This window comes from Fictibacillus sp. Mic-4, assembly GCF_049843615.1.
GTDB classification, from domain to species: domain Bacteria; phylum Bacillota; class Bacilli; order Bacillales; family Fictibacillaceae; genus Fictibacillus_A; species Fictibacillus_A gelatini.
In genome coordinates, this window is the sequence record NZ_JBBHZM010000001.1 from 447558 (window position 1) to 471795 (window position 24238).

The 24238-nt window shown below is 45.0% G+C and carries 30 protein-coding genes; 28 read left to right on the plus strand and 2 right to left on the minus strand.

Annotation, left to right across the window (positions count from 1 at the left end; genetic code table 11):
- From WD019_RS02330 to WD019_RS02410, 17 genes are all read left to right on the plus strand, one after another.
- The gene (locus WD019_RS02330; protein ID WP_425710514.1) at window positions 1–2142 is read left to right on the plus strand and encodes a DNA polymerase; all 2142 of its coding nucleotides are present in this window, start codon (window positions 1–3) and stop codon (window positions 2140–2142) included.
- The gene (locus tag WD019_RS02335) at window positions 2096–2593 is read left to right on the plus strand and encodes an AP2 domain-containing protein (protein ID WP_425710515.1); all 498 of its coding nucleotides are present in this window, start codon (window positions 2096–2098) and stop codon (window positions 2591–2593) included. Before WD019_RS02330 ends, WD019_RS02335 begins: the two co-directional genes overlap by 47 nt.
- Complete coding sequence (locus WD019_RS02340) at window positions 2590–3675, plus strand: hypothetical protein (protein WP_425710516.1); 1086 nt, start codon at window positions 2590–2592, stop codon at window positions 3673–3675. The genes WD019_RS02335 and WD019_RS02340 overlap by 4 nt, the downstream gene beginning before the upstream one ends.
- Entirely contained in the window at window positions 3672–3881 is a 210-nt protein-coding gene (locus WD019_RS02345) for a hypothetical protein (protein ID WP_425710517.1), read from the plus strand. Before WD019_RS02340 ends, WD019_RS02345 begins: the two co-directional genes overlap by 4 nt.
- A complete protein-coding gene (locus WD019_RS02350) occupies window positions 3874–4458 on the plus strand; it encodes a crossover junction endodeoxyribonuclease RuvC (protein WP_425710518.1) in 585 nt (194 codons plus the stop codon). Before WD019_RS02345 ends, WD019_RS02350 begins: the two co-directional genes overlap by 8 nt.
- 7 nt (window positions 4459–4465) lie before the next feature.
- Window positions 4466–4825 (plus strand): hypothetical protein, encoded by a 360-nt coding sequence (locus WD019_RS02355; RefSeq protein ID WP_425710519.1) that lies wholly within the window; start codon window positions 4466–4468, stop codon window positions 4823–4825.
- Window positions 4825–5046 carry a hypothetical protein gene (locus tag WD019_RS02360; RefSeq protein WP_425710520.1) on the plus strand — a complete coding sequence of 74 codons (222 nt, stop codon included), beginning with the start codon at window positions 4825–4827 and terminating at the stop codon, window positions 5044–5046. The genes WD019_RS02355 and WD019_RS02360 overlap by 1 nt, the downstream gene beginning before the upstream one ends.
- On the plus strand, window positions 5043–6278 hold the full coding sequence (locus WD019_RS02365; protein WP_425710521.1) for a hypothetical protein: 1236 nt from the start codon (window positions 5043–5045) through the stop codon (window positions 6276–6278). Before WD019_RS02360 ends, WD019_RS02365 begins: the two co-directional genes overlap by 4 nt.
- A gap of 358 nt (window positions 6279–6636) precedes the next feature.
- Window positions 6637–7563 (plus strand): hypothetical protein, encoded by a 927-nt coding sequence (locus WD019_RS02370; protein ID WP_425710522.1) that lies wholly within the window; start codon window positions 6637–6639, stop codon window positions 7561–7563.
- 60 nt (window positions 7564–7623) lie between these two features.
- On the plus strand, window positions 7624–8346 hold the full coding sequence (locus WD019_RS02375) for a PhoH family protein (protein ID WP_425710523.1): 723 nt from the start codon (window positions 7624–7626) through the stop codon (window positions 8344–8346).
- Between the two features lie 118 nt (window positions 8347–8464).
- Window positions 8465–8962, plus strand: coding sequence for a dUTPase (locus tag WD019_RS02380; protein ID WP_425710524.1), 498 nt, complete (start codon window positions 8465–8467; stop codon window positions 8960–8962).
- On the plus strand, window positions 8959–9144 hold the full coding sequence (locus tag WD019_RS02385; protein WP_425710525.1) for a hypothetical protein: 186 nt from the start codon (window positions 8959–8961) through the stop codon (window positions 9142–9144). The genes WD019_RS02380 and WD019_RS02385 overlap by 4 nt, the downstream gene beginning before the upstream one ends.
- Window positions 9145–9939 carry an FAD-dependent thymidylate synthase gene (thyX, locus tag WD019_RS02390; protein WP_425710526.1) on the plus strand — a complete coding sequence of 265 codons (795 nt, stop codon included), beginning with the start codon at window positions 9145–9147 and terminating at the stop codon, window positions 9937–9939.
- 120 nt (window positions 9940–10059) lie between these two features.
- Window positions 10060–10755, plus strand: a complete 696-nt coding sequence (locus WD019_RS02395) for a hypothetical protein (RefSeq protein ID WP_425710527.1) — start codon at window positions 10060–10062, stop codon at window positions 10753–10755.
- A complete protein-coding gene (locus WD019_RS02400) occupies window positions 10755–10946 on the plus strand; it encodes a hypothetical protein (protein WP_425710528.1) in 192 nt (63 codons plus the stop codon). Before WD019_RS02395 ends, WD019_RS02400 begins: the two co-directional genes overlap by 1 nt.
- Window positions 10946–11536, plus strand: a complete 591-nt coding sequence (locus WD019_RS02405) for an HNH endonuclease (RefSeq protein WP_425710529.1) — start codon at window positions 10946–10948, stop codon at window positions 11534–11536. The genes WD019_RS02400 and WD019_RS02405 overlap by 1 nt, the downstream gene beginning before the upstream one ends.
- Before the next feature lie 41 nt (window positions 11537–11577).
- Window positions 11578–12102 carry a dephospho-CoA kinase gene (locus WD019_RS02410; RefSeq protein WP_425710530.1) on the plus strand — a complete coding sequence of 175 codons (525 nt, stop codon included), beginning with the start codon at window positions 11578–11580 and terminating at the stop codon, window positions 12100–12102.
- Window positions 12103–12276: 174 nt separating this feature from the next.
- Here the strand turns inward: WD019_RS02410 and WD019_RS02415 are convergent, their stop codons facing one another.
- On the minus strand, window positions 12277–12651 hold the full coding sequence (locus WD019_RS02415) for a hypothetical protein (RefSeq protein WP_425710531.1): 375 nt from the start codon (window positions 12649–12651) through the stop codon (window positions 12277–12279).
- Between the two features lie 388 nt (window positions 12652–13039).
- On the opposite strand from WD019_RS02415, the gene WD019_RS02420 reads away from it, so the two are divergent.
- The 8 genes from WD019_RS02420 (at window position 13040) to WD019_RS02455 (ending at window position 19428) form a co-directional block, all read left to right on the plus strand.
- Window positions 13040–14284 carry an HsdM family class I SAM-dependent methyltransferase gene (locus WD019_RS02420; RefSeq protein ID WP_425710532.1) on the plus strand — a complete coding sequence of 415 codons (1245 nt, stop codon included), beginning with the start codon at window positions 13040–13042 and terminating at the stop codon, window positions 14282–14284.
- The gene (locus tag WD019_RS02425) at window positions 14277–14708 is read left to right on the plus strand and encodes a sigma factor-like helix-turn-helix DNA-binding protein (protein ID WP_425710533.1); all 432 of its coding nucleotides are present in this window, start codon (window positions 14277–14279) and stop codon (window positions 14706–14708) included. Before WD019_RS02420 ends, WD019_RS02425 begins: the two co-directional genes overlap by 8 nt.
- Window positions 14689–15222: a hypothetical protein gene (locus WD019_RS02430; RefSeq protein ID WP_425710534.1), complete on the plus strand. Its 534-nt coding sequence runs from the start codon at window positions 14689–14691 to the stop codon at window positions 15220–15222. The genes WD019_RS02425 and WD019_RS02430 overlap by 20 nt, the downstream gene beginning before the upstream one ends.
- A complete protein-coding gene (locus tag WD019_RS02435) occupies window positions 15213–15737 on the plus strand; it encodes a GIY-YIG nuclease family protein (protein ID WP_425710535.1) in 525 nt (174 codons plus the stop codon). The genes WD019_RS02430 and WD019_RS02435 overlap by 10 nt, the downstream gene beginning before the upstream one ends.
- Window positions 15738–15975: 238 nt before the next feature.
- Window positions 15976–16596, plus strand: coding sequence for a hypothetical protein (locus tag WD019_RS02440; protein ID WP_425710536.1), 621 nt, complete (start codon window positions 15976–15978; stop codon window positions 16594–16596).
- A 328-nt stretch (window positions 16597–16924) separates the two neighbouring features.
- A complete protein-coding gene (locus tag WD019_RS02445; protein ID WP_425710537.1) occupies window positions 16925–17332 on the plus strand; it encodes a phBC6A51 family helix-turn-helix protein in 408 nt (135 codons plus the stop codon).
- Between the two features lie 341 nt (window positions 17333–17673).
- On the plus strand, window positions 17674–18027 hold the full coding sequence (locus WD019_RS02450; RefSeq protein WP_425710538.1) for a hypothetical protein: 354 nt from the start codon (window positions 17674–17676) through the stop codon (window positions 18025–18027).
- A gap of 639 nt (window positions 18028–18666) precedes the next feature.
- Window positions 18667–19428: an LAGLIDADG family homing endonuclease gene (locus WD019_RS02455; protein WP_425710539.1), complete on the plus strand. Its 762-nt coding sequence runs from the start codon at window positions 18667–18669 to the stop codon at window positions 19426–19428.
- On the opposite strand, the gene WD019_RS02460 is transcribed toward WD019_RS02455, so the two are convergent.
- Window positions 19425–19970 carry a site-specific integrase gene (locus WD019_RS02460; RefSeq protein WP_425710558.1) on the minus strand — a complete coding sequence of 182 codons (546 nt, stop codon included), beginning with the start codon at window positions 19968–19970 and terminating at the stop codon, window positions 19425–19427. The two genes, WD019_RS02455 and WD019_RS02460, sit on opposite strands and share 4 nt — an antisense overlap.
- Before the next feature lie 72 nt (window positions 19971–20042).
- Between WD019_RS02460 and terL the strand changes: the two genes are divergently transcribed.
- From terL to WD019_RS02475, 3 genes are read left to right on the plus strand one after another with little or no spacing between them, the layout of a single operon-like run.
- A complete protein-coding gene (terL, locus tag WD019_RS02465) occupies window positions 20043–21818 on the plus strand; it encodes a phage terminase large subunit (protein ID WP_425710540.1) in 1776 nt (591 codons plus the stop codon).
- Window positions 21819–21839: 21 nt separating this feature from the next.
- Window positions 21840–23378 carry a portal protein gene (locus tag WD019_RS02470; protein ID WP_425710541.1) on the plus strand — a complete coding sequence of 513 codons (1539 nt, stop codon included), beginning with the start codon at window positions 21840–21842 and terminating at the stop codon, window positions 23376–23378.
- Complete coding sequence (locus WD019_RS02475) at window positions 23378–24196, plus strand: phage minor capsid protein (RefSeq protein ID WP_425710542.1); 819 nt, start codon at window positions 23378–23380, stop codon at window positions 24194–24196. The genes WD019_RS02470 and WD019_RS02475 overlap by 1 nt, the downstream gene beginning before the upstream one ends.
- The last annotated feature ends 42 nt before the right edge of the window (window positions 24197–24238 follow it).

Sequence of the window (24238 nt, forward strand, 5' to 3'; positions counted from 1 at the left end):
TTGACACCTAAACTACAACTAAACATAAGACAACCTACAGCGGACAACGGCGCCAAAGATCGCGTGAAAGCCGCAACAGAAGCGAAAAATAAAGCAACCGAAACTCTCGACGAGGCCTGGTTGCGGATTCTCGCAATGAAAAATAGTCCAGCAGATCTCGAAAGACTGCTCGAAGTAAAACGCTGTATGGAGACGGGTGCGGCAGGCAGGCATCCGTCCGATGCCGGCAAACGTTTTTCGAAGGCGGAAGCCCTCCGAATTTGGCGGCAACTGAACGAGCAACAACGCGAAGCTAAATTACGGGAACTAGTCGAGAAGACGCCGGAGAACTACCGATTGATTACCGACGCGGCAACGTTGGATCAATTATTACGGGACTTAGCGCAAGAACCGATTATCGCGGTTGATACCGAGACGACTGGCGTAGATGTTTATTCGGACCATATCGTAGGGATTTCGTTGACATTACCTCGCGCAAACTATCACGTTTATATTCCGTGCGGACACGTTGAAGACGAACAACTAGACCGTGATTATGTATTAACGAAATTACGGCCGGTTATTGAAGACGAAAACATCGGTAAGGTGTTGCATAACGCGGTGTTCGATATTCACATGTTTTTGCGTTACAACATCATGCTTAACGGATTGAAATGGGATACGCAGATCGCTATGTCGTTACTCAACGAGAACGAATCGAGCTTTGCATTAAAAAATCTCGCGACCAAGTATTTGAAAGAACCGTCAGATACGTTTTCGGAGTTATTCGGAAAAAACGCTGCATTCGCTGAGATACCGTTAGACATTGCGTTAGTTTACGCAGCAAAAGACACCGATTTAACCTGGCGACTTTACGAGTTTCAACGTATGCACATGGAAAAAATGCCGTCGGTGTTAAAGTACTGCGAGGAAATCGAAATTCCGTTGTTATACGCAGTGGTTGACATGGAACGTACTGGCTTCGTGATTGACGTAGAGTACGCGAAAGAGTACGGCGAGCAGATGAAACGCGACATTGAGACGAAAGAGAAATCGATACTTGCGCAACTTGGCGACATCAATTTAAACAGTCCCACGCAACTTAAGCCAGCACTCGAAAAAGTAACGAAGCAGAAACTTGAATCAACTGACGCGAAAAAAGTGTTAAAACCGTTAGCCGGCAAATACCCGGTTATCGCGGAACTGCTCGAATATAAGGAACTAACGAAGCTTTACTCGACTTACATTTCGGTACTGCCCGAGCTTATTCACCCGAAGACAGGACGTTTGCACGGCCGGTTTAATCCGATGGGTGCACGTACTGGCCGTTTCTCTAGCGGAGGCGGAGGCGTTAACCTTCAAAACCAACCGAAGTCAGCCCGTAAATTATTCGTAGCTCCCGAAGGGTGGGCGATTATGGGCGGCGACTGGTCGCAACAAGAAGTCCGTTGCTTAGCGTATTTCACGCAAGAACCTACGTTACTAGAGGCTTATGCGAACGGAAAAGACGTTTACGCATCGATGGCAAGCGAAGTGTACGGCAAGCCTTACGAAGAATGCGGCGATGGTACGTTCGAACGTAAAGCGATGAAAGTCGGGGTGCTTTCGTGCATGTACGGTACTGGCCCGACAACACTTGCGCAACAACTCGGAATTACAAAAGACGAGGCAGAAGCGTTCATTGCCGACTTTTTCAAACGTCTACCTAACGTTAAGAAGTGGATTGACGAAACAAAAGAGTTTTGCCGTAAAAATGGCTTCGTTTGGCTCGATAAACAACAGCGCAAGCGACGACTGCCCGACGCGAAGCAACAGCCGAAAGGATGGCAGAATCGTGGAGAAATAATGCGCGCATTACGGCAAGGGCCGAACGCAGTGATCCAGGGCACTAGCGCAATACAAACGAAAGCCACGATGATAAAACTTCACGAACTTTGTAAACGTAAAGGATGGCGCATGTGGTGCGTGGTCCATGACGAAGCGCTTCTGTTGGTGCCCGATACGATTACACGTGAAGATGTCGCGGAATTTGAGAAAGTGATGCTCGAAAGTTATCGGTTCGGAAACGTAAAGAACAAGACCGATATAGAGTTGATGAAACGATGGGGGGATGGCGTTGGAATCGAAGAGTGGTTTTCGAGAGATTCCATTAACAAAAGGTAAGGTCGCAATAGTTGATGAGGAAGATTATGAAAAATTGTCGAGGTATAAGTGGTTTACACACGGTGAGGGATACGCAGCAAGAGCAATTTGGAAACCCAAACGAGGTATTATCCTTCTTCATCGGCAAATAATTGGCGCTAAGGCAGGTGAAATAGTAGACCACATCAACGGGGACAGATTAGACAACAGAAAAAAGAACTTAAGAATATCGGATTACAAGGGAAATGCGAGAAATACAGTACAAAGAAAAAAGAATGGATATAAAGGGGTCTACAGAACTAGAAATAATCAGCGTTGGCGGGCTTGTATTAGCACAGGAGGAAAACAAATTCACATAGGCACATTCGATTGCGAAATAGAAGCAGCATTAGCATACAACAAAAAGGCGCTAGAATTATTCGGGGAATTCGCAAGAATAAACGAAATTGATAATAACAGAAGGGGAGCGTGAGGATTATCACAAATATCACGAACAAATCAGCAGCACAAAAACTACGACAACAAACCGCAGAAGTCGCCGGGTACACAACGGCGCAAAAAATTGCCGATGACTTTATCGATTTTCTAAACGAATTCCACTCGCATAGCCAGCCGTACGACGACTTAATGGACGCAGAATTTTACGAGCAATATGCGCGGATTTTACGAGAACAATCGGAGTGGGGTTACTTTAATTGGAAGACGGCACCTGATGGAACGCCCCGGCCTACTTTCGCGCCAAGTGGAGCAGCGAAATCAGACCGGGAGCTTTACGAAAAGATTAAACGATCTAAACCAGACAACAATCCGCCGTCAATTAATCAGCGAAACTGGTCGGCTCTGGGATCGCAAGTGGGAGGTTATATTCAACGCGAAATAATGTTATCGGAACGTCACTTCAAGAAATTAACCGGTAAAGAACCACGATTTAAGTTTGAGCGTACGGAACGTAACGAACCGGCATTCGAACATTTCAAAAAGGTAATTCACGAAGTTGATTTCAACGGTGAGAAGTTCGGACTTAACGGACTGCCAGACGGTATTCTTCATTACGTAACTGACGACGGTGAAATTTTACGCGTTGGACTCGAAGTCAAGTCGTTTCAAAAAGGATGGTCTGCGTTCAAATCGTTAAACCAACCGAAAGAGGATCACGTGTTACAAACGACAGTGTATTCGGAAATGTACGGTCTCGATTATTACATCATACTTTATCACCTTACGTATGGAGTCGATTGGAAGCGCGAAGACATCGTTAGAAATAAAGCGTTCGGTCGCTATATTACGCAAGATGACCGAAATGAGATTCTAGCTAAATTCGCGAGAGTAACGAAGGCTGCCCGTGAAAATACGCCACCGCCGCTAGATTTATCCACGTGGACATACAACGCTTATAAACACAGTATTGCGTTGTCAATAACCGATGAAGAATTCGCGTTAGTCGAAGGCCAAGCGAAACAGGCGTTGAAGTCGAGATTACCTGAGTGGAAGAAACGTATTTATACGGATGCTTACGATTACATTAAATCAGTACGTGAAGGGGTGGGCGAATGATAAAAAAGTTTACAATTGTACGGGATTTAGAGTGGGGAGAAGATGGGGAAATCGTAACTTTATACGATGAGCAAGGCAATGTCGTTATGAGCGGCGACGAGTACCACAACAAAATCGATTCTAAAATCGAGGGATTCTTCGAGGGCTTGGATTACTTAGAAATTCCGAATAGCGTGGAGACAAAGGTTATTAATGACAATGACTAAACGCAAGCCCGCCGAAGTCCTGCGTATACTCTCGATAGACACATCGTTAAGCTCACCAGGCTTTGCGGTAGTTGAAATACGCAATCGTAAACCTAAGCTGGTGGCCGTCGACCACGTTAAACCCCGCGGAGACGAACCATACGTCTTGCGAACGAAACACATCGAAAGCTGGCTACATCTTTTCGTAAGGCAACACCGCCCGTTTGACGTAATTGTTCGCGAAGGATTCAACGCAAAATTCGAAAGTTCAAATTATCCGGTGTTTAGCGCCTGGGCGTCGGTTGATCGCGTGTTGTATGACTTCGGTTATGTAATCGTTGAAAAATCGATCTCGCCGACGACGGTTAAACGGTTAATGACGGATCAAACGCGAAAAGTAACGAAACAGCAAGTCGAAGATGGCGTACGTAAGTTTATCGAGCTGCCCGTTGGGTTCGCGTTTAAAAAAGACGATGAATCCGACGCCGTGGGAATTGCGTTAAGCTGGGCGTTAGAAAACGGATTGATTGATGATGTGATTGAACGCGAGAAAAAGCCGAAGGCGAAAAGTAAACGGAAGAAAACGAAAAAGGAGTGATCGGATAATGAACGATAAACTTGTTGATAAAGCGACGGAATACATCGATGCTATTGCCTCGAAACTCGGCGTAGCTGCCGAACATGTTTACGATATATTAGTTAAACATGCGATTGTTAGCGGAATAAGAGATATAATTCTCGCGTTAGTTTTAGGAGCGGTCACATACGGATTAGTGCGACTATCTAAATGGTTAACTACCTCGGATGAGGCATTCGAGTTTGAAAGTTACGCGCCATTCGTATTGTTTATCGGATTAGTAGCATTTGCACTCGCGATTATATCTCTATATTTCGGAATCGGCGAATTGATAAACCCGGAATACTACGCAATTAAAGAAATACTTGACGCGTTTGGTGGTAAATAATGACCGAATTCGATTACGACTTTGCCCGTTGGGTTCGCGCCAACCGAATCGTAGAAGGTTACGAAGAGCAAGTCGCAGGCCTCGAATACGACCGCAAAATGGCGCTCCGTCGCCTTAACGCGGTCGAGGCGCAACTTGCGGAAGCTAAACGTAAAGTTGACGAATGGAAATCGGCAGTTAAGGAACTCGAAGAACAACGAAAAGGGAGCGATGTTGATTGACGAAAATAAGCAACGTCAAATTATCAGAAAAATTCCTATCGCAATATAACGGCAAGCAACCGAAATGGGGATTCGGAGGACTCGGTTACATTATTTATCTACGAACCTATGCGCGTAAAAAAGAAGACGGCACGCTCGAAAACTGGTCGGAAACCGTTCGAAGATTTACCGAGGGTAATTTCCGAATTGAAGCGAAACGACTCGAAGAAATCGGAAAACTAACTGATGATCGCGTGAAGCAACTAAACGAAGAAATGGAACGGTTTTATCACCTTGCGTTTAATCTCGTACTAACACCGCCTGGCCGTGGATTATGGATGTCCGGAACACCTTACGCGGAAAAGGTCGGGGATGCCGAAAACAATTGCTGGGGCGTATCGATGCGACCGCAAGAATACGTATTAGGCGACGGTATGCCGAAAGTGAGTTTTGCGCCAGTGTTTACGTTCGATCAGGCGATGAAGGGCGGCGGGGTTGGCGTCAATGTTCAACGCAAGTATGTCAAGAAGATACCGAAGGTTAACAACCGTCTAAGCTTAAAATTCTATGTAGATGGTCGTCACGGTGATATTGACGAACTCTTAGAACTAAAGTCCGGAGTCAGAAAGAAAACGGTCGACTTAACAGGACAACAGTCGGCGGAACTTGATCGTGCTTACGTAGTTCCCGATTCGCGCGAAGGCTGGGCGGAAGCGCTCGGAAAAGTAATCGACGCACATTACGAAGGGCAGACCGAATTAGTTATCGATATTTCCGACATTCGTCCACGTGGCTCCGATATTAAAGGTTTCGGCGGTGTCGCATCAGGACCAGCGCCGTTAGTCGAAATGTTGACGAAAGTTAACGCAATTCTTAATCGTAGAGTCGGAGATTACGTGACTCCTACCGAATGGGGCGATGTTATTCAATTGATCGGTACTTGCGTTGTGGCCGGAAATGTGCGCAGGACTGCGTTAATTTTAATCGGTGACCAAGACGACAAGGAATTCGTAGAATCGAAGAATTATTCGCTACCGCAGAATACCGAGGCGTCGCAGTGGCGTTGGGCTTCGAATAATAGCGTAGACATCGGCGTAGATACTGACCGTGAAACCTTACGCGGAATGGCCGTCAATATCTACTATAACGGTGAGCCTGGGTACGTGAATGTTGAATTATCGCGAAACTTTGGGCGTATCATAGACGGCTTCCAAAAAGACGTCGACGGCGAAGTAGAAGTGTTTAATCCGTAAGCTAACGTTGCCATGCGGATTTAAAACCGAATCTGATTGACTTGGAACCCTAACGTAAAGTCGAGGGCAACAGGGCGCAAGGGTAATGCCAGCGTGAGAGACTAAGCGATTCGGGACCGAAAGGTTATGCGATAGTCCGACACTCGTAGAAATACGAGATTAACAGTTTGGTGGAGAAATAACGTTACCTAACGGGTCACCGTGCAATCTATTCGAAATTAATTTACCGAGAATACACGAATTTATCGAAAAAGGGATCGAACCGGCATCCCTTTACGAAGAAGCGGCGTACCTAGCTGCTCGTTACGCTTACCGCGTGACGTTCCGTCCGTACGAATGGTCAGTAACGCGAGACGTTGTGTACAGACACCGGAGGCTAGGCGTTGGCATTACGGGAATCACCGATTGGGTTCTCATGAATTTCGGTGAAAAAGCGATAACCGGTTTCGCACCTGACGGAACACCATACTTTAACGTTGACGTTTGTACTGCGCTCGATCAACTGTACCAATACGTCAAAGAAACGAATATTGCGCAAGCCAAAGACCTTAACGCTAATCCTTCGATAAAGGTGACCACCGTTAAACCTTCGGGAACCATTTCGTTATTAATGGGCGTATCGCCCGGTCAACATTACCACTGGGCGCCTTACATGATTCGTCGCGTAAGAATGGCGGCTAATGCGCCGTTAGTACCCGTTTTACAAGAATGCGGTTATTACATGGAGCCCGCAATTAAAGGTTGGAACGCAGACGGCTCTTACCAATACGATTACAACACGGTTGTCGTAGAGTTCCCGGTTAAAGCGCCAACCGCTGAACATCCGAATTTCCAATCTGCCGGCGACGTGCCACTTCGCGAACAAGCGGCATTACAAGCGCTACTCGCTACGTACTGGTCCGACAATGCGGTATCCGCAACTCTATCGTTTAAGAAGGCGCAACCGAAGCCGGTTTATTTCGAAGACGGAACGATGTTACTCGATAAATTCGGTCAACCCGAATATAAAATCGATAAACGTGACGAAGACGCGGTAATCGAAGAAATTACGGATGTACTCGATCGTTATAAAGGCGTAATTAAATCGACATCGCTATTACCGCACGCGACCGATACTTACCCGCAAATGCCGTACGAAGAGATTGCAAAAGAAAAATACGATCAGATGGTCGCAAAAATCAAGGCTCGCCCGTGGGAAGTCGTTGACGGAGCGATAAAAGCGGAAGATGACGAAATAGAAGACGTAGTAGGCGAATGTATCGGGGGACAATGTCCTATTAAATGATCGCAGTAAACGGGAGGGCTTGCGCGGCCTTCCCGAAACTAGCCTAAAGGGAGCGATAATATGGCATTTTTCGGAATTACTTCACGCAATGAATCGCAAAAACGTGCGATGCAAGTGTTAATGAACGATAAGCCATACGTATTCTTGACGGGTCCTGCCGGAACAGGAAAATCGTTAATCGCGCAAGCTGTCGGACTGGAACACACGATAGAAGAACGCAAGTATCGTAAACTCGTATACACCCGTTTGCAAGCACAGCTCGGAATGGACGTTGGCGCATTACCTGGCGACATTAACGAAAAGACTTACCCGTTTATCCGCCCGTTCCTCGACAATCTCGAAGTCATGAGCGACAGCGCAAAACAAATGATCGCGTATTTCATGTCGGGTGATAAATCGAAAATTTACTTCGATCCGATTCAGACGATGCGCGGCGGAACGTTTCACCAATCATACGTCATCGTTGATGAAGTTCAAAATCTCGATGTCGCAACAATGCACGGTGTAGCCACTCGGTTAGGCGAAAATACGAAAATGATATTCTGTGGAAACTTTGCGCAAATTGACAACGTGAAGCTGCGTGACCATCGAAGGAACGGTTTGTACCAATTGCTAAACGGATTGTACGAAGCCGGTAGACACGAATACTTCGATCACGTCAATTTAGCAGAAGTTGTGCGTCACCCAGCGATTCAAGTTGTCGAAGAAATCTTGCGTAACCACGAAATGGCTGCGGAGTTCGAGGCACTGGAGGCACGTGGAAGTGTGGAGGCGGTAACTTGAAACGAAAAGACGTGGGAGGAAATCAACCGCATTCGTCAACGAAAGCTAGACGATTACCGACAACGGTTTGACTCGATAATAAAACGTTTAGACGAAACTTTAAAAGGGAGTCGATAAAATGACGTATTCAAACGAAGAACAATGGCGATGGGCTAACGAACAGGACGGGCGAAAGGAAAAGATACGAAAGACTTGCGAACAACACGCGGAAGTATTTCGTGAACTAGCGAAAACAGGTGACGCCAGCCATTACGATGACCGACTCGAAGCCATTTTCGATATGCAGTACGCGTTAGATAAACGCATTATAGAGGAACGCGGTATTAACAAAGGGCTAGACGAATGGGTTATCGGAATCACACTCGCAATGGAATCGGAAATAGATGAAATTAGACGCGAAGTCAATTGGAAATGGTGGAAGAATCCGAAGGAAATCGATCGTAAAGCGTTGCAAGGCGAGGTTATTGATATGTGGCACTTCCTCGTTAGTTTATCGCAAAAGGTCGGGCTAACGCCGGCAGATGTTTACCGTGTGTATCGCGAAAAGAATGCGGAGAACCATGCGCGGCAGGATGGTAAAAGCGATAAAGAAGGGTACGAGGTGAACGCAGAATGATCGAAAAGTTGTTCATCGTAACCATAAACGGCGACTTATATCTGCGTGATTCATCGATTCGGACGTATAAGAGTCGCGAACGAGCCGAAAAGGAATCGTTGCGTTTCGTAAGAAACGGCTTAAAAGTGGAGATCGGTGAGCTTACGTTGACGAATGTAACCGAAGTAAAGGAGGCCGAATAAATGGCGGAAACCAAAATGAACGTTACCTTACTGGCACACACGCAAGTCACTCACAATTACCGACAGGTTCTCGATAATTTGGCGTTTGAACAACGAATAGAACCAACGGACGGCCAAGCGGTAGCTCTCACCGCAATCCGCACATGCTACAGCGCAAACAACCCAACGGAAATCGTTGCAAAGGAAGGCGCAAAGTATTTCGGCGCACAAGCGACAGACGGCGAAGGAGGCACGGACGCTGACCGATTGTTTCGCCATATCGTACGCAGCGGCCACACGTCCACGCTCGAGCATCTTTCGTTCACCTTTGCGATAGAAGGCGTCAGTCGTGCGCTGTTGGCTCAACTCACACGGCATCGGGTCGGATTTAGTTTTAGCGTACAGAGTCAACGGTACGTCAAATTAGGAAGTGACGATAAGAGTGGCGGATTCGACTATGTAAGGCCGGAAAAAATCGGGGAAAACGAGGTGCCGGACTATCAATGGTTTGACGACGGTAAATGGATAAATTACAAGGCATATGAGGTGTTCGAAAGCTTTATGCGTGAAGCACAGTCTACCTACGATAAACTTCGCAAAGCAGGCGTACCCGCCGAAGATGCCAGGGCGGTCTTGCCAAACGCCACAGCCACGAACCTTGTCATGACGGCTAACTTGCGGGCTTTGCTCGATTTTTATGAAAAAAGACGGCCTGGCAACGGAGCACAGCACGAAATCACTCAACTCGCGGAAGAACTACGGAAGGCAGTCGTTGAAGCCGAGCCGTGGACCGATCAGTTTTTCGCGCAAGTTTAAGTACAACAACGCAAACACTCCGCTGCAATGGGAAACACACGCTGTCTATACCGGGAACTGATCGTTATGAAGGCGGAGCGTTGGCGTTAAAAACGACTAAAACGAAAAGGGAGCGATAAAATGAGCGACGTTAAAAAGATTCGTATTACAAAGGCGAGTATGCCAACGTACTGGTACGCAGACAGAATCGGTGAAATTTTCGAAGTGACCAAAGAAATGGTAAATGACTGTTTCGTAAAAGTGAACGAGACAACCGATGAGCATTTTGTAAGTTATGACGACTGCGAACCAGTCATCGAGCACGAAGGACGGCTGTATCGCGAAGTCCAGCGAAAAGCTAACATTGGGGATCTCGTTAAGATTATTCTCGTCGAAGTTGCAGAATGTGAAAAATTTAAGGTCGGAGACGTTTTCCGAATTACGGGTACAGACCATAACGGTGTATATTCTAGGGAAGTGCCTAAAACAGACTACAATACAGAAGGTTATCTTAAACGAAAGGAGTATGTTGTACTCGAACCAATCGACACCGCCACCGAAGAACCGCCAGGCCCGCACGCCAGTGCAGACGACCCGAAATCTGTCCTCGATTTAGTAGCGAACCTTGCGCGTAGAGTAACGGAACTCGAAAAGCAAACGGAAGCCAATACGAATGACATTGCGTTCTTAGACAAACAGCGGTTGGAATCCGAACTTACTCCGCTACAACTCGCAATCCTACGGGCAGATGCGCCGACAGACGTGAAGTTTACGTTGATTGTCGAAGCAGAACGGTTGCAGAGTGAGCGCGAACAAGCGATAAAGGAGGCGGAGTGATGACGAAGGGTGAAATTACGAAAAAGATTTCTGAAACCGGACTCGATGTTATCAACGTAGTAAATGTTTGGTCGAATGGTAAAAAGATTCGCAGATTTGCGGGGCAGGACGATAAATCAACGTGGCATAACCCTAAAGACGGGTATCGCCGAATGGTTGCGGTACTAATCGATGTAAAGGAGGCGGAGTAATGGAGGTAAAAAGCGATTATAAAGATCGCGAATGGTTGTTCAATAAATATACCATAGAAGAATTAAGTATGATGCAGATTAGTAAATTATGCGGAGTATCTGAAAAGACAATTCAATACTATATGAACAAATTTGATATTCCTCGTCGAAACGGCTCTAACAAAATAACAAAAAGCATACGTAAGTATATATCAGAACGAGCAAAAGGAAAGCCTACATGGAATCACGGAATGAAAGGAAACTATCAGAAATGGACTAAACGCGGAGAGAATGCGCCTGGGTATCGCGGCGGCGTAAGTGAAAAAGGTAATAGAGGCTATCGGAAATTTCTAATGCCGGAACATCCTTACTGCGACGCAAATGGTTATGTTTTTGAACATCGATTGGTTTGTGAAAAACTACTAGGGAGATATCTTACTGAAGACGAGATAGTTCATCACCGAGATAGAAACCCTTTGAACAACGAGCCTAGTAATTTGTTTATCTTTTACGGACACGCAGCACATCGCGCATTCCATACGGCACAAAACAGGGACTCATCCTTAACCGAAGAGGAATTCTGTAGAGGAGAGGATTACGTATGGTTTTAAAACTCGCCCTGACCGGTAAACTCCGAAGCGGCAAAGACACGGTGGCAGGATACGCGACATTGTTCTACGATTTCCAACCTTTCGCTTTCGCAGACGAAGGTAAACGATTAGTACATCAGTTATTCCCGGATTTACCGTCAAGCCCCAAACCTCGAAAATATTATCAAGAGGTTATCGATGGGATCACGAAACTTGACGTAGAAGGCGCCAAAGACGTTTGGATTGATGCGACTCTACGAAAAGCAGATTCGTACATCGAACGTCGATGCTGCCGAGAATCCCGCGTCATGATTACGGATTTAAGGAAACCGAGAGAGTACGAAGTCTTGCGACAAAAAGGCTTTACGATTATTCGCGTAACCGCACCGCTTGAAATCCGACTAGAACGTGCGCGACAGGCAGGCGACGCGTTCAACCCGGAAGACCTCGAACATGAAACCGAGCAGCATATCGATGGCTTTGCGGTAGATTACGAAATCGTTAATGACGGCACATTACACGAAATGTACGGCAAATTTGACGTAATTATGCGGGAATTAGGCATATCTAAAGCCGAAGGGATGTGACGATGTGACGTACCAATTCCGTGAACTAGCACGTTTTGAGCCGGATGGCGAAGACTTACGCGTACTACAATTCGACGACGACACGGTTGAACCCGAAGAAGCCCCGCAATGCTGTATCGAATGCGGGGTTGAGTTACCGATTAACTTAACGGTCTACTGCGAGCGCTGCGAGGGTTAATTTTTGTCACGCACCAATTCGAACAATCGCCAACGCTCGCCCTCAACGAACTCGTGTCCGGCATCAACGAACTTAAACGTTTGGTTTTTCGGCAGCCCGGACTTGTCAACGATATTTCGTGCGTAAGTGTAGCCGCGTTTGTCGAACTTAAACGGTTCAATGCCCGTAGCTGACTTGCGCACTAAGTCCGGCTTCTGAATACCGATACGGTGGTTTTCAACGTCGTAAGCAACGTGTAAATACGGATACATTGCGTTAATATTGAATTCCTTACGCAAATCGGACGATAGCATTAAGCGTCCGAACTTATCGAGCGTTATATATTTACCGCGACTGCGGGATTGATCGCTAGAAATCGGTACTAAAGGCATCGTTCCTTCACCGTCCTTTCTAAATACGTACCAACCGTTCGCTCGGTGTGAAAATACGTAATGTCCTACGGTTATGCTTTGCGCTTTGCCGTAACGCCAAATTTCGAAGTAGCGCGAATGGGTAGCGTCAAGCCTACGATATAAACGCGAATCGAACTTAACATCGCCTTTTCGCGCAATCTTTACCGTATCATTAAACGCATGTAAGTACCAAACATGACCGAGGAACTCACGACTTAAAACGAGGTCGTATCCGTGATAAATTTCGATTTCCATAAAGAAACGGACTCCAACGTTATTTATCGGTATTTATCATTATACGCAAAAAACACGAAAAATAAAACGAAAATGATTCGACAAATAAAAACAAATTTAACGAAAGGGTGCGATGGTTATAGGAAAAGCAGATCGTAAACGGTGGGAAGGCAACGTTAAATCAATGGAAATTATCGCAAAGCCACGCGAACAAATAACGGCAGAAGATGTTGAGTTTTTGCGTCAAAACTACACGTCAGCAGGCGGGTTATTACCGAACGCTTTCTCAGGTGGTGCGTTTTTCACACCGACTCATGTTGCGAAATTTATATGGGACATACTCAAGCCGAAGTTGCCGCAGAATGCGAAGATCTTAGAGCCTTCGGTCGGGGCAGGTGTTTTTCTCGAACATGCGCCACAAGACGCCGAAATTACAGCGCTTGAACTCGACCAAACAAGCGCAAAAGTAACTTCGCTATTGTATCCTAGCACGGAAATAATCGAAGGGGATGCGCTGACACACCTGCGGCGAGATTACTATGACCTAGTAATCGGAAACCCTCCGTACGGCGTTTCGGTTAGTTTCGAATCTGATGACGAGTGGACGTTAACTAAAAAGAAGGGAGTTTACGGAGGTAAATCGGAAGTAGCGTTCATTGAACTCGCGATCAAGACCGTAAAGCCTGGCGGTTACATTGCGTTTGTTCTACCGAAAGGTTTGAATTACGCACAGTACGCAGCTAAATTACGCAGATTAATGTACGAAACGTGCTGGCAAGTAGCCACGATTACGTTGCCCGGTGAAACGTTTCAACACGTTGGCACAACAATAGAAACGCAGATTCTTATTTTGCGAAAGGTTACGCCTAACGCTCGTTTAATAGAACCGGCAACAAAACGATGGAGCTCGAATTTCAGACGCGAGGGGCATCAGGATATTACGTGCAAGGACGCAAAGTTTTACGAGGGTCAAACACCGGCATACTTCGCGAAAGTAACGGACATCGGATGGGACGACAAAGGCCGTAGTACGAACAAATGGGGCGACGGACTGACGCAACTTGACGAATTGGTCCACGATTTTACTGACGGTAATCTTATGCGTGAAAACTTGTATCCGCACATTCCGTCTTGGCACGGCATCGAAAAAGGCAACGAATCGTTTTTCTTTTCGCACGGTAACGACACTTGCGACGGTTATCGCGATGCTAGTCGAACGTTTTCCGATGGGCCATATCGCTGGAACGAATTAACGCTTGGGGCCGGTGAAGAAGTCGTATGGACACGAAGTGACGGAACAACGGTTGAGCGATCAACGTTTGACTTCGATTGGCAAGACGAGATAGTACGCGAATATTACGAAAAGGAGCGTGAATAATATCGGAACTTCAAACCACGATAAGTCCGCAGCACACCGCCGGCTTGCTGCGCAGTTTATCGCGTTAGACAATCCGCTAGGCGTGTCGTTGCTATTACGCGAAACGCACGCGTTGATCGGGCGGGCGTACAACGGCGATTACGCAGCGATAGACATAACGTTAGACCTTGCGACGGCAATCGAACGGGCGAAACTGACGGCTAGGGAAACGGAGGCTTTGCGGTGGGTTTATGGCGAGGACTTAACGCAAAGTGAGGCGGGGATGTTGATGGGCGTAAGTCAAAAACGTATCGCACGGTTGCTCGATTTAGCACACGTAAAAATAGCGAGAGTTTACGAAAAATGGGCGTGGTCGAATGAAGGATACAGTGGTATTAGTACGGTTTATTTAGAGGAGGAAATCGATGAATCAGACGCAGTTTGAGACGGAGGCAAACGAAATAATTACGGCTGTAAGGCGCGGTAACGCTTGGAATGGCCTAGATGTAAGTGACAGGCAGACTCGCATCGAGATAATGAACGATCTATTTAAAGAGTATCCAGGACCTTATGATAAGGAATTAATTGAGAAAATGACCGACGCTGTTTTACACGAAGAATTAACGGATACCGATCAGTGGAAAGTAAAACACAACGAATACCCGTTCCTTAGTGAAACGCAATTAGCTCGTAGGAAAGACGGTATACACCAACGTAAGAACGAAGGGGGATCCGGTGAGGTGTCGTTAAACAAAGCGTGGGCAATCGATGTTACCAGAAAGGACTATTCATTACCAAAGCGTAAGGACCGTACGAATAACGATCAGATAGCGATAGAGAACGCTACTAAATCACGTAATAAAGAAATACATCGTAAGTATCGAGAATTTACGAAAGAGCAACCGGTTACTACGTACACACTTTCGCAAGAAGAATTGGAGGCGAGAGGGTGGCGATAGAGATTACGCTTCCGTCCGATACTGTTACGTTTAAAGTAGGGGAGTTATCAGATTATGATGATTTGCTACAACTAAAGCCTGGCGGTGTATACGCTTTGTACGGTGATGATAACGAATGTTTATACGTAGGACAATCGAAGGTGTTATCGAAGCGCCTTCGGTCACACCTTACGTGTCAAGGAAACTCGGCTGTATTTTGCGATTTAATTCGGTCCATAACGATTTATTTCGTTAGGGATTCGGTAGAAAGGGATATTTATGAAACGTATGCGATTACGCATCTTAACGCTAAATTTAATCGAGCAAAAATACGGTCAGTTAAACGTACGTTCTCTCGAAATAAACTCGAGTTGATCGAGGACCTTCGTTACGACCTCGACTTACTTCGAACCATTAGGGCGGACATTTTAACGGAAATTGATGCCGTAAATATCCAGTTTGCTACGCCTAAGTACCGAAAGATTAATAGTTTTACTGGTGAACTTACAAACAGGTTCCTTGTGGTTCTTACTTAGACCCCGAAGAAATCGAGGAAAAGGAATCTGAGAAAGAGGGAACCCTAGTTGACTTAGAACAAAGGCTCCGTGAAACAGAAGACGAAATAAACGAAATAAAAGCGAATCTAACGAGATTATTCGAAGAAATTCGCGAGTAAAGGGTATATTTTTCAAGATTTTGTATCAGGAAGGGTGAAAGATACAAAGGGTTACTTCTGTAACAGTGTCTTTCGCCTTTTATTTTGGAGGTTATTAGATGTCGCAAGAAAAACGATTACACTTACGCGAAAGAATATACGAAGACACCAACGGAAAAGTTAAACGTCAATTTATTGATGACGACGGAGTAGTTATCGAAGAGTACACGTTAGAGGAACGATGGGTCAAGGCGGATCAATTCGTATTCGTTGGTGATCGCGACTATACGGAAGAATATGGCGAGGAACGTTCGCTCGGTCGCAATCCGGAACACATTAAATTGTACCGCACGAATATCCAACACGTCCTGGCACACGAAAAGTTATCGAAGGACGCACGCTGTGCATTTTTGTCATGCGTGGCTTATCTCGATTGGAATTCGAATTTCGTTGTCAATCCGAAGACGGGCGAGCCGTTGAGTGGTCGTGAGTTAGCGGATCTTTCCGACTTCAACAAAGACTTAATGGCGAAGGGATTACGCGAACTACGGCAAAAAGGAATCGTTGCAGTGATGATGTCAGGCTCGAAGGGGAACGCACAACATTACGTCGTACATCCGTCAATAGCGTGGAAGGGTAAGAGAGTAGCGAAGGACATGGCGCAAATAAAACATTTCGCGAAGAACGGGTTAGAGTTACCTGTTAACGTGAAGTATTCGGAGGGCCCGAAGGCTGACTGAATCCGTGTATATAATGCTATACACCGTGTATATAATCGTATACACCCTAAAACGGGGCTCCGCCTTACTGTCGCAAGGGATTCGGGCGTTTTTGTTTAAAATTATTTCTTACTTTGTAAGTACCGTTTAACAACGAACCTCGGCGCGGTGAATATATTATTAGTACATTATCGCGCAATAAGTATTTAGTCAGTTAACTGTTGGCTCGCCTGTTAAGGCGGGCTATGTTTTTATGTTTTAAAACATTCCCTTCGGTTTCTATCGAAACCTCGGGCTAAAGTATTTAATAAAACGTTTATTAACGCAGTAAAGGAAGGAGGGTGTCAGAATGGCAATTAAACGATTGAATGCCGAACATCTTATCGCGATTAGTTGGTTAGCGCAACCGAAAAAAGGCGGAAAGACAATCGCAGAGATTGCGGAGTTGTGCGGTGTAACGGAGAGAAGTATTTATAACTGGCTAAAGGACCCGTTGTTTGAACGCGAATTAAAAGCGCAAATGATTCGTAACAGCCGCGATAAGTTACCAGAGCTTATCGATTCATTAGCGGAGATAGCAATACGGGATGGCAACGCAGCGATGGCGAAGCTGGCGCTACAGATTAACGGTATGCTGGTAGAGAAGCACGAGGTAGAGACGAAAGCGAACAGCGGGGACATCGATTATGATGCGTTGGATGACGAGATAGCATCGTTTGGTGAGCGGTTAGAGGGCGAGCATGAAACAGACAAATAGTAACGCGATATATTAATGTAGGAATACAGTAGGATGCGGACTTATTACGGTTCATAATATTTCATAAACGTTGAACACGCGGGTCCTGGCGGAGACGCATAATATATTTCTAAACCAGTATCTTGTTTTGTTTTTGGCATAAAATCAAAATCTAATCTTGCGAAATTACTATTAATTTTCCGCCTTTCTTCTTTTTCTCTTTGTTTACTACTTCTTCCATAATTGTGTTTTCGACATAAAATATCATAATCCTTTTTGACACGACATTATTTGTGGTGTTTTTTATTTGTTGCTTATAGGTAATGACGGCGGACTAAGAATTGGAATTGGAGTGATTTGTAGTGGCGAAAAATCAATTTATTTCAACAGAAAACTTTGCAAAGGTAAGATACTCAGAAATCCCCTTTCATGAAACAAGTCATTCTCAAGCTCACTGGGCTTTGATGTATTTATTAAAAAATTCATATGTAAAAATGAATGCCTATAATGAAATAGAAGTCCAAAAACTTATTAAATGCTTAAAAATTTTAAAGCTTAAAGTGACAATAAAACAAAATTATTATCCGAAAAACTCAATACAGGCTGACAAAGAAGTGGGTATTTACGAGTTTATGTTGGATAATTTTGTTGATGATAGAATAGACGGGTACTTGCCGCCGTCCAAATCAACGAAAGAATTAGCGCCTAAACAGTAGGTGTTTTTATTTTGCCGTCTTTATCTATAAGGAGTAAATAATTTAATTGCAGTTAATGGTTTAGTTAATTCTTGAATTTCTTTAAGTTGTTTGCTTACAGCCAATTTTGTTATCGCTCGGGCTTTTTATCACGCGGGTCCTGGCGGAGACACGCCCGAAACTTTTCAACGTTTATGCACGTTCTTATACATTGCATAACGTATTCGTACGTTGTATGAACGTTGATATTACGTATGTATAAACGTTGTTCAATGTATGAACATAATGAAACATCAACAATCGTTGTTGTATCAACGTTTCATTCGATTGTTAAACGTAACAAAACGTAATTGTGTTACATTCGTTATGCAAAACGATGTATGAAAACACGGACAGGCAACGAAGCCCCCAAGCCTCCTGTCCGAAACCGCCGAAACAGACCAACGAAAAATCCGCGCACCAAAAATAACGTTTGATAAAGCGAACTGAATACGCAAGTAGAACGAAGACAATCGCATGCCTGACGGTTGTCTTTTTTGTCTTTGCGTGTCACTAAGAAGCGACCCAGCTTGCGATTAGCTACCGCAAGTTAGACGAACCTACCGCGTTATGGGTCGCTTAATTTAACAAATACGGTAGGAACTACGAAAGGTAGGCGATATGAAAATATCGAAAGAGGAAGTCGTTAATTTATACGTAAACCAACGTAAAAGCACGAAAGAAATCGCGAAAATAGCTGACGTTTCAAGTCGCTATATCACGAATGTTCTTCGAGAAAAAGGCGTAAAACTAAACGAAAAAAGACGCCAAAACGGCTATTCAATTAACGTCGATTTCTTCAAAACGTGGTCACCAGAAATGGCTTACGTTTTAGGGTTCGTTCTAACTGACGGCGCGATTAACGGCAATACATTTAGTATTGCGCAGAAAGATATCGATATTTTACAACGAATCAATAGCGCAATGCAATCGAATTTTCCGATCAAGAAACGCAAAAACGGAAAATCGTTTATTTACGCGCTTAGTATATCGCGAAAAGAAATGGTTGACGACTTACGACGGCTAGGGTTAACGGAAAAGAAGTCACTAACTGTCGAATTCCCGATGGTTCCTGACCGTTATTTAAATCACTTTATTCGCGGCGTAATCGATGGTGACGGTTGGGTTCAGGATCGTGGTTACGTAATGAACGTAACTAGCGGGTCGTTATTATTTGCGTATCATTTACATGAAAACTTTAATCAATATAAGTTTAACGGACGGCTAGCAAAAAACAGCGGAGCATACCGCGTCTGGGTATCCGGTAAAGACGACATTATTCGCCTCGGACGATGGTTATACAGTGACTGCAGCGATTTATTTTTGCCCCGTAAACGCGAAAGGTTCGAAGTAAATGAAAAAGACGCTCGTCAGAGCGCCTAAAGATTGATATTCATGTAAACTTCGTTCATCTGATCCTGGTTAATTCCTATATACCTTAAAGTTTCGCGTTGGCTTGAGTGGTTGAGAATCGATTGTAATAACGATAAATCAACGCCGGCTTTATACGCGTGGTAAGCAAATGTTTTTCGAAGAGTGTGCGTCCCTATTTCAAAATTCAAGCCGGCTCGCTTAGCGGCGGCGTTTAGAATACGGTACGCTTGGACACGACTTATTGGCCCGTTACCTTTGCGAGAAGGAAACAGCCAATCTTCGTCAGAAACTTCGGGAGACACCGATTCTTTCACGGCCTTAACGATCGATTGGTTTAGACGAAACGTTTTCGCCTTGCCAGTTTTAGTTTCGCGAAGAGTCAGTACGGCTTTATTTCGTACGTCACCGACTTTTAATTTTAAAATATCTGAGATCCGCAGCGATGAATTAATTCCGAATATGAAAAGTAGTTTGTTACGGGGGGTTCCTAGCGCTTTTTTCATTCGGTCAATATCACGCTTATTTCGAATGGGCTGAACGGTATTCACAATGTACCACTCCCTCATTATGTTACATTCATTATACGATATTAAAAACGAAGTGTCAACGGAGGTGACGATATAATGGCGTGGATTAGCGGAAAGTGGTACGACGCAAATAGTCGACAAAATAAAATCGAAAAACTACGTAAATATATCGTTCCTCGTGTAAGAAACTTAAAGAAACTAATGCCTGACGAAAAAGTTGATTTAAAGAAGTACATTGATGAGTTTGAAAGGTTAAAGGCAATAGACCGAGGCGAGAGAGACTTATTATTTTTCGCGTACTACTACTTTGGAGAGAACTGTAACCCGGATAACAACGGTAACTGGATACCGAGTTTTGACGTACCTGATTCATACAACCTAAGTAATATCACAGAACATGCTCCGCAGTTCCATCACGAAATATGCGACATCATGAACGTAGTTTCAACGAAAGAAATCAATAAACGGGTTGCAGTTGCGGCGCCTCGTTCACACGCAAAGTCTTCGTTTCTGTCGAAAGGGTTTCCGATTCACGAGATATGTTACCGGAAGCGTAAGTATATCATCATGATTTCGGAAACACCTACAGTTTCAAGCGAAAATTTAGGATGGGTAAAAACACAGTTGCAACATAACGAAAAAATACGCCGTGATTTCGGGCCATTGCTCCACCCAAAACAACAAGCGAATCCCCGTGATAATAATTCCGAATTTATTGCGTGGGAAGACCTCGGCGACGGAAGACAACGCCAGTTAACTCTTGTTCAGGCTGCGTCGTCAGGTCAAGCGCTACGTGGACGAAACTGGAACGGGCATCGGCCCGATCTTATTATTTGCGATGATCTAGAAGATAAACGAAATACAAATACGGAACAATTACGCCAGGAACTTAAAGATTGGTTCCGCCAAGTCGTTATCCCGTTAGGTGACCCAGAAGGAAAGAAAACTGCAATAGTTTTCATGGGAACAACAGTACATCATGATTCTCTTTTGATTGACGTAATGAATCGACGTTCTGACTTCGAGAAGAAACTCTATAAGGCTATTATCGAATGGCCAAAACGGATGGACTTATGGGAACAATGCCGAGAAATTTATCAAAACCGAGAAGACAAAAAGGCTGCGCAAAATGCGGAGCTTTTTTATATTGCTAACAAAGAGGAAATGGATCGAGGCTCGAAGGTGCTGTGGCCTTCCGTTCAGCCGTTGTATAAGCTAATGACTAAGAAGTGGGATGATGGTTCAAAAGCGTTCAACACGGAGTATATGAATAACCCCGTCGACGAAGAATCGATGGTTTTCAATCCAGACAAATTTACGTATTGGGACGGTAAGGTAATAGGTGACTTTAGTCACGAAAACTACGAAATATACATGGGCGTAGACTTTGCAATGGGCAAACAACGCGGAGACTTTTCAGCTATATCCGTTATTGCGAAGCATAAAGAAAACGGTGTTAGTTATGTCGTAGATTCGTATGGGGAACGCATACATCCCGATAAGTTTTTAAAAGTGATATGCGATTACACACTTAAATGGCAGCCCGACGGAATAGCTGCGGAAGCACAAGCGGCGCAAGAATTTTTCGTTTTCAAACTTAAAGAGGCTCTACAAGGCACTGGTTATCCGGCACAGAGACGTGTTAAGGAAATCCATCAAAGATCAAGGAAAGAGTTACGTATCGAATCCATGTTACCTGACATAGAGAGTGGAAAATTGCAGTTTACGAAGAAACACGTTTTATTATTGGAGCAGTTCGAACGGTATGGCACTAATTCGCATGATGATTTAATCGACTCACTTGAAATGGCGTTGAGTGTTTCGAAAAAAAGAGTTGCAAAAGTAATAGACAAACCAGAATGGTTGTATTAACAAGCGAAGGGAGGAGACGTTTTGCCGTTATTTAAAGAAGGCGCAAGCTACCCGCCTACCGAAGATCTCGAACGCCTGGCGAAGTATCAACGCGGGCGTAAGATATTCGACGGCAAACTTGCCGAAGTCTACGAGCGCGCTACGAAAGTGCTAAAAGAAACGCCACACAAAGAGCAGCTAGAAAAGTTATATATTGCAGTTAACTTAATGGATATTCTCGTCACCAAACCGGCCGACTTAATGGTCGGAGAGCCGCCGATTTACGAATCGGGTTTACCGGATAAGTCAACGCAACAAAGCCGAATTAATTCCATCGTAGAGGAAAATGATCTTAACCTGTTGATTCATGAGATAGTTATCGGGTCGGGTTTTCGCGGTGACGCGTGGATTAAAGTCCGCCACGGCTACCGGCAGGACTTTTCGGAAGTGCCCGAAGGTTATCGGCCGGCTAACGTCAAACCCGAGCCAATTATCGAAGCAGTTCGGGCTGACTACGTATTTCCGGAGTTTTCAAACGGATCTACTAAGCGTTGTAAAGCGATTAATATTGCGTGGGTAGAGTGGGTTTTATCACGAGGATTGAAGGAAGAAATTCCGTTTCTTAACGTTGAACGTCATTTGCCCGGCTATATCATTTACGAGCGTTTTCGTTTATACGAAACAGGTGTAGATAACATGTGGGAAGTTCCGATTCAAACGTTTAAAATCGGTGAGCAAGTCGCAACTGGGCGTAACGAAGACGTGGTTCTAACGGGCGTTCCGCGCTTCCTTGTTCATCACGTTCCGTACAAAACGGTGGACGATGAGTTTTGGGGCATTTCAATGTTCGAAAAGTTGGAATCGATACTTACCGCGATAAATGACCGCATTACGCAGATCGATTACATCCTTTGGAAGCACGCTGACCCGATAATGTACGGGCCTCCGATTAGTGACAAGCAGGTTTCGCTAGGAGGCGGTCGTTATATCGAAGTTTCAAAAGAAGAACAGCAGCCTGGTTATATGGGGTGGGAAGCGCAGCTAGATTCCGCGTTTAAAGAACTTGATTTGTTGCTCGGACTTGTTTTCCAAATGTCCGAAACACCGCAATGGTTGTTTGGTACTTCGCTCACACCGGACTCGGGCGGAACCGGTACGTCACATACGGACGGCGCCGCAATCAAAGCGCGTTTTATGCCGATTCTTTCGAAAGTGAAGCGAATTAGGGTTCACGTTGACCGCGCGATTCGTGACGCACTATGGACAGCGCAGTTACTCGAAAACGAAGCGAACGACGGCGTTGACGGTTTCGAAAAATACGAACCGGTTTACCCGAAAATCACGTGGAAAGACGGTATTCCGGCCAATGAAAAAGAACTTGCGGAAATCATGCAAATTCGTACTGGGGGCAAGCCGACGATTGACGTACAAAGTGCAATCAAACGCCAGGACGAAGTCGACGATGAAAAAGCGAAAGAAATCATTTCGCGTATTGAAGAGGACGAAACGGCAACGAACGGATTCGTTGATTCTAACGTGTTTAATCAGCCGGCAGTTAATGCCGATGGTGGTGACGCCTAATGCCGAATTACGATCAGCAAGTAGAGGAAATTGTTCGCACTTATAAACGTGCAGTCACCGAAATCCTAGCGGAACTTGAACGTTTTGACATTACGGATTATTCACGAGCCAATGCGCAAGCAACGTTAAAGTCTATCGCTGACATACTAACGTCACTTAACGAAGAATCAGCGAAATGGGTTGCCGAAAACATACCGTTAGCTGTTCGTACCGGAGTAGCCGAAGCCATTGTCGCGCTAGGCGTCGTTAGTACGTTAGCGGAAGCGCAACAAATCGTTAAGTTTAATCGTGTAAATAAAGCGTTGGTCGAGGCGGTAATCGCCGATACACAGGCTGACTTACTTGCTGTAACGCAAAACGTTGATCGTAAGGTTAAGGCGACTATTCGCCAAGTTGTTTCGGAGGCAATGCGAAATAACCTTGCGAAGGGAGTTAACGGTCGACGCACGATTAATTACGATACACTCGAAGGATTACGAAAGAAACTTGGGAACGCGGTTAACACCGGGATTATAGACGCGGCAGGTAGGCGTTGGAAGCCGGAAGTTTATGTTGACACTGTAACTCGTACAAAAATGATGCGCACGACAATCGAGGCGTCATCGAACGAGGCCGCTAGTCGCGGTGCTTATTACGGCGTGATAAGTTCGCACGGAGCGAAAGACGCCTGCCGCGATTGGGAAGGCAGAATCGTAAAGCTAGTCGAAAGTGCGCCAGGTGATTATCCGTATATCGGTAGTTTACTAGGCTCGCGAGATATTTTTCACCCACGGTGTAAACATACAGTTAGTCCAATACGAAACCCTGACCGTTATTAACAACGGTCTTTTTCTTTGTCCGAACGTTAAGACGCTAAACTA